This window comes from Streptomyces sp. GC420 (assembly GCF_009916105.1).
Classification (GTDB): Bacteria; Actinomycetota; Actinomycetes; order Streptomycetales; family Streptomycetaceae; genus Streptomyces.
In genome coordinates, this window is record NZ_JAAAXQ010000431.1 from 1 (window position 1) to 6002 (window position 6002).

Genomic DNA, 6002 nt, shown 5'->3' on the forward strand with positions numbered 1-6002 from the left:
CGTGTGGTTCTCCGCGCCGCCCGACCAGGCGTCGTTCGCCATCTCGTGGTCGTCCCACATCGCGATGACGGGGTGCGTGGCGTGCAGGGTGCGCAGGTCGGCGTCCGTCTTGTAGGTGGCGTGCCGGGTCCGCCCGGGCTCAGCGGCGGTAGAAGATGCGGTCCCGGTATTCGTCCATGACGCGGCCGTTCCACTCGTGGCCGCCGTCGACGTTTCCGGAGCGCAGCATCGGCGGCTCGATGCCGCGGGAGGCGAGCTCGGCGGCCGCGGCGGCCACCGCGGCCTGCATGAGGGCGCTGGTGACGATCGTGGAGGCGGGCGCGAACGGCGCCCCGACGCCGTCGAGGGTGAGTTCCGCGTCGCCGATGGCGATCTTGCTGTCCAGGACAAGGTCGCAGTGGTCCTTGAGGAAGGTGCCCGACGAGTGCCGTGAGGTCGTCCCCTCCGCGTACGCCACCGAAGTCACGCCGACGACCTTGAGGCCGAGGGCGCGGGCCTTCTGCGCCATCTCGACGGGCAGGGCGTTGCGGCCGGAGAGGGAGATGATGAACAGCAGGTCGCCGGCGCGCACGGGGCTGCACTCCAGGACGACGGAGGCGAGGCCGTCGACACCTTCGAGAGCGCTGCCGAGGGTCGCGGGCAGCACGTCGACACCGACGGCCCCGGGGACGGTGAGGAGGTTCATCAGCGCGAGACCGCCGGCGCGGTAGACGACGTCCTGGGCGGGCAGCGAGGAGTGCCCGGCGCCGAAGGCGAAGATCCGGCCACCGTCCTGGACGGTCCCGGCGATCAGGTCGCCGGCGGCCGCGATGCTGCCGGCCTCCTCGTCGCGCACCCGCTGGAGCAGGCCCATGGCGGCGTCGAAGAACTGGTCGACCGGCTTGCTCTCGCTCATCGCGCGGGCCCTCCAGGGGGTGTCAGGGGCTGTTCCGGGGCCGGGTGTGGGCGGCTTCGCGGTCCGGGGAGTGCCCGTGCCGCGGATCACGTTGCGGTCTGGACCAGTGCCGTGTCAATACGGCCTGCCCACTGTTCTCCCCGGCACGGCACGGTTGTCGGTGCCATGCGTCAGAATTGGGTCGGGGCCAGCGCACGAGTTAATCGAGGGGCACGTATGTCCGGACTGATCGACACGACGGAGATGTATCTCCGCACCATCCTCGAGCTTGAAGAGGAAGGCGTGGTTCCCATGCGCGCCCGGATCGCGGAACGGCTCGACCAGAGCGGTCCCACGGTCTCCCAGACGGTGGCCCGTATGGAGCGGGACGGCCTGGTGACCGTCGCGGGCGACCGTCACCTGGAGCTGACCGAGGAGGGGCGCAGGCTGGCGACGCGGGTGATGCGCAAGCACCGTCTCGCCGAGTGCCTGCTGGTCGACGTGATCGGCCTGGAGTGGGAGCAGGTGCACGCGGAGGCCTGCCGCTGGGAGCACGTGATGAGCGAGGCCGTGGAGCGGCGCGTGCTGGAGTTGCTGCGGCACCCCACCGAGTCGCCGTACGGCAACCCGATCCCGGGGCTCGAGGAGCTGGGCGAGAAGTCCGGGGGTGACCCCTTCCTGGACGAGGGCATGGTGTCCCTCGCGGACCTGGACGCGGGCGCGGAGGGCAAGACCGTCGTGGTGCGCCGCATCGGTGAGCCGATCCAGACCGACGCCCAGCTGATGTACACGCTGCGCCGCGCCGGGGTGCAGCCGGGTTCCGTGGTCAGCGTGACGGAGTCGCCGGGCGGAGTGCTCGTGGGCTCCAGCGGCGAGGCGGCCGAGCTGGAGGCGGGCGTCGCCTCGCACGTCTTCGTCGCCAAGCGCTGAGTCCGCCGCCCGCGGACGCCCGTACGGCGTTCCGGTGGCCGGTGGCCGGAGGTCCGCGCCGACGGCGCGAGTCCTTCGTGGTGATTGATTTCCGGGCCGAGTTCGCCGGGCCGTCCCGCCCGGCGAAATGCGCTGCGTACTGAGCTTTCTGCGCTGCGTCATGCTTTCACGGCACCGAGCCGGGGGTCTTGTTGTGCCCTCTTGTTCCTCCGGAAGTGCAGCGCACAGAGCGAACGCGTGCCACGCTGGTTGTCCGGGCATATGACTGGGGGTCGCGCTGGGGCCTTCCGGTCGAGTCGGGAGGGCTCGATTCCGCTTGGGTCGGGGAGGGGCACGGTATGCGCCCACGCAAGCATTCGTGGGGCTCGGACGTGATGGGCCCCGGCGTCTTTCGGCGCCGGGGCCTGTCCTCCCCTGTGCTGACCCGGAGCCCCGAGCTCCCAGGGTCGCCCCCCTCGGACCGCAGGACCGTCCCCGCCGTGGCGGGGAGCGTTCCTTCCCTCACGGCCCGCCTCCCGGAAGAGATCTCCCCTCGGCGACGGCCGTCAATCCTTGAGTGCCGTCACTCGAACGAGGGGTGTTGCGCGCGGGAACCGCACATTCGAATGTGAGTTCGATAAGCTGCCGACAGTCGAACAGAGGGGATGGGGGTGCCAGAACGAATGGTGCGGCGCATCGACGTGACGGGAGCGGACGGCGTACGCCTTGCCGCGTGGGAGTTCGCCGACCCGCCCAAGAGCGGACTCGCCGGGACAGAGACCGGCGGCGGTCCCGACGGCGGCCCGGACGGCGGGTCCATCGGCGCACGCGACCCCGGCGTGCTCTTACTGCACGGCCTCATGGGCCGCGCGTCCCACTGGGCCGACACCGCCCGCTGGCTCGCCGAACGCCATCGCGCGGTCGCTCTCGACCAGCGGGGCCACGGGCAGAGCGACAAGCCCGTCGACGGCCCGTTCAGCCGCGACGCGTACGTGGCCGACGTCGAGGCCGCCGTGGAACAGCTCGGGCTGGGGCCCGCCGTGCTCATCGGCCACTCGATGGGCGCCCTCACCGCCTGGCAGCTCGCCGCCCGCCGCCCCGATCTCGTCCGGGCCCTGGTCATCTGCGACATGCGGGCCTCCGCGCTGGGCCCCGCCACACAGCGCGAGTGGGCCGACTGGTTCAAGTCCTGGCCCGTCCCCTTCGCCACGCTCGCGGACGTCCGCAAGTGGTTCGGCGAGGACGACCCCTGGGTGGAGCGGCCCAACCCCGCCCGCGGTGAGTTCTACGCCGAGGTGATGACCGAGGGCCCCGACGGCTGGCGCCCCGTCTTCGACCCCGAGCAGATGCTCAAGTCCCGTGAGACCTGGGTGCACGACGCGCACTGGGACGACCTCGCACAGGTCCGCTGCCCGACGCTGGTGGTCCGCGGCCTCGACGGAGAGCTGGGCCGGGCCGAGGCGTCCGAGATGGTCCGGGTCCTGCCCCGCGGCGAGTACGCCGAAGTGCCGGACGCCGGTCATCTCGTCCACTACGACCAGCCCGAGGCCTGGCGGGCCATCGTCGAGCCCTTCCTGGAGCGCGTGATGACGGACGGCTGAGGGGCGCCGCGAAGCCCTGGGGGCGGGTCAGCCCTTGCTGACCGCGGCCAGGATCTCCGGGAGGCGATTCGCGACCTGCGGCGCGGCGAGCCGCAGCGCCGCCCAGGTGATCGCCGCGCCGTAGACCGCGCCCAGCGGCAGCAGCAGCCACAACGCGCCGTGCGCACCGGCCACATGCAGCCAGATGGTCAGCGCCAGCACGGGCGCGCACAGCAGCGCGGCCGCGACCATGCCGCCGAAGATGCTGATCCAGGCGAGCCCCGCCTGGCCGGGGGCCACGTTCTTGTACCCGCTGTCCTGCGGGATCGAGTAGGGGAACCGGGCCGAGGCCATCGCCCCCGTGGCCAGCATCGCGCCGAGCAGCGCCAGCGACAGGCCCAGCGCCTCGGGGATGCCGGCCCACTCCTCCAGCACCACGGCGGTCAGCACGGTCACCAGCACCGAGTACGGCAGCGTGATCACCAACAGCGCCAACGCCCTTGCCCGCAGCTCCAGATAGGCGTCGCGCGGTCCGGAGATCGTCATCGCGACCATCCAGAAGGCGGAGGTGTCCTGCCCGAACTGGTTGTACATCTGGATGCCGAGCATGCCCGCGGCGAAGCACGCGAAGTAGATCGAGCCGGTGCCCTGAAGGGCGTTGAACAGCGGCACGATGAGCCCGATCGCGAGAGAGGTGATCCAGGCGGCCTTGGTCTTGGGGTCGCGCCACACGTAGCGCAGACTCCGCTCGATCACCGTGGCCGTACGCCCCTCGGGCAGCAGTCCCGCGAGCCCCGGCCGCGAGCTCTTCGCGCGCGACGGCTCCGCCGCCGCGATCGTGGAGCCGTCGGGCGTGGTCATCAGCCGGGTCAGCGACCGCTGCCACCAGCCGAGCAGCAGCACCAGCGCCACCGCCGACACCAGCAGCCGGGCCGCCGCGATCCCGTACGCGCCCTCGCCGGCCGACTCCACCGCGGCGATCGCGGAGGCCGGCGGCAGCCACCCGACCACCGCGGCGGCCGGGTCGAGCGCCGTGAGGCCGCCGGCTCCGGACAGCCGCTGCGCGCCGAAGTTCAGGAACTGGAGGCCCACCGCCACGACCAGGCCGCTCAGCAGGGCCAGGTCCCGGCCCTTGCGGCTGGTCAGCAGACGGATGTTGGCGGCTGCCACGGCCCGGGCCAGGGCCACGCAGACCAGCAGTGCCAGCACCGCCCCGGCCACCCCGGCGACGATGCCCGCGGCGCCCTCCGCCACCGCCACCACGGACCCCGCCAGCAGCGTCAGCGTGAACAGCGGCCCCACGCCGACCAGTGAGGCCGCGAGCAGCGCCCGCACCAGAGGGCGGGGCCGGAGCGGCAGCATCACCAGCCGCGTGGGGTCCAGGGTTTCGTCGCCGCCGGGGAAGAACAGCGGCATCACGGTCCAGCCGAGGGCCAGCACGCCCGCCAGCAGCGCCACGACCGTCGGCGCGTGCTCGCTGCCGCGCAGCGCGATCAGGCCGAGGAGTTGCAGGGCGGCGAAGAGCAGGGTGGCGACCATGGAGGCGATGTACGCCACCCTGCGGCCCGAGGACCGGCGCAGGCCGTTGCGCAGCAGCGACAGCTTCAGCCGTATGAAGACGGGGGTGAGCGAGCCGGTGAGGGGGGCGCCGGCGGGCGCTTCGGCGACGGGAGCGCTCATCGGGGGCCGCCGAGCCAGTCGAGGCTCTGGGCCGTGTCCCGCCCGTGCGCGCCGACCAGTTCGAGGAAGGCGTCCTGGAGGGTGGCGGCCTCGCCCCGTACGTCGGCGAGCGGACCGTGCGCGCGGATCCGGCCCGCGGCCATCACCGCGACCCAGTCGCACAGCGACTCCACCAGCTCCATCACATGGCTGGAGAAGACGACGGTCGCGCCGGAGGAGGTGAACCGCTCCAGCACGCCCCGGATGGTCTGGGCGGAGACCGGGTCGACGCCCTCGAACGGCTCGTCGAGGAAGAGGACTTCGGGATTGTGCAGCAGAGCGGCGGCCAGCCCGATCTTCTTGCGCATGCCCGTCGAGTAGTCGATGACCAGCTTGTGCTGCGCGCCGGCCAGGTCGAGCACGTCGAGGAGCTGGGTGGCGCGCTTGTCGACCTCGGCACCGGGCAGCCCGCGCAGCCGCCCCGTGTAGCCCAGGAGTTCCCGTCCGGAGAGCCGCTCGAAGAGCCGCAGCCCCTCGGGTAGGACCCCGATCCTGGCCTTGACCCGCGCCGGGTCCTGCCACACGTCGTGCCCGGAGACCTCGACCCGGCCCTGGTCGGGCCTGAGCAGCCCGGTCACCATGGACAGCGTGGTCGTCTTGCCGGCGCCGTTGGGCCCGACGAGTCCGATGAACCGGCCGGCGGGCAGGTCCAGATCGATCCCGGCGACCGCGATCTGCTGCCCGAACCGCTTCCACAGTCCCCGCACACGCACGGCCGGCGGCGGATCGCCCTCCGGATGCCGCTCGCCCGCCGGCCCGGTCGCTCCCGTCGCGTCCGTCGCTTCTGGTTGTGCCGCCACGGCCCCGCCTTTCCACGTTCCCCGTCGTCGCCGGGGCTGGTCATACCCCGTCGTCGCGCCACGATACGGGTGAGGGCCGGAGGCGTTCGTGCGGCAGCGTCCGTGCGGCAGCGTCCGTGC

Annotated in this window: 5 protein-coding genes and 1 pseudogene; 2 read left to right on the forward strand and 4 right to left on the reverse strand. The window is 72.6% G+C overall.

Annotation, left to right across the window (positions count from 1 at the left end):
• Window positions 1-132: pseudogene (locus GUY61_RS33225) on the reverse strand (alkaline phosphatase D family protein); the annotation flags it as partial.
• Between the two features lie 7 nt (window positions 133-139).
• On the reverse strand, window positions 140-895 hold the full coding sequence (locus GUY61_RS33230) for an SIS domain-containing protein (protein ID WP_166634042.1): 756 nt from the start codon (window positions 893-895) through the stop codon (window positions 140-142).
• Window positions 896-1111: 216 nt separating this feature from the next.
• Here GUY61_RS33230 and GUY61_RS33235 point away from each other — a divergent pair, with 216 nt between their 5' ends.
• Entirely contained in the window at window positions 1112-1804 is a 693-nt protein-coding gene (locus GUY61_RS33235; RefSeq protein WP_166634043.1) for a metal-dependent transcriptional regulator, read from the forward strand.
• A gap of 662 nt (window positions 1805-2466) precedes the next feature.
• Window positions 2467-3384: an alpha/beta fold hydrolase gene (locus tag GUY61_RS33240; RefSeq protein ID WP_166634046.1), complete on the forward strand. Its 918-nt coding sequence runs from the start codon at window positions 2467-2469 to the stop codon at window positions 3382-3384.
• 27 nt (window positions 3385-3411) lie between these two features.
• On the opposite strand, the gene GUY61_RS33245 is transcribed toward GUY61_RS33240, so the two are convergent.
• Together GUY61_RS33245 and GUY61_RS33250 are read right to left on the reverse strand one after the other, a co-directional pair.
• Window positions 3412-5043, reverse strand: coding sequence for a transporter (locus GUY61_RS33245; RefSeq protein WP_166634044.1), 1632 nt, complete (start codon window positions 5041-5043; stop codon window positions 3412-3414).
• Window positions 5040-5795 (reverse strand): ABC transporter ATP-binding protein, encoded by a 756-nt coding sequence (locus GUY61_RS33250; RefSeq protein WP_313896983.1) that lies wholly within the window; start codon window positions 5793-5795, stop codon window positions 5040-5042. The genes GUY61_RS33245 and GUY61_RS33250 overlap by 4 nt, the downstream gene beginning before the upstream one ends.
• Window positions 5796-6002: the final 207 nt, after the last annotated feature.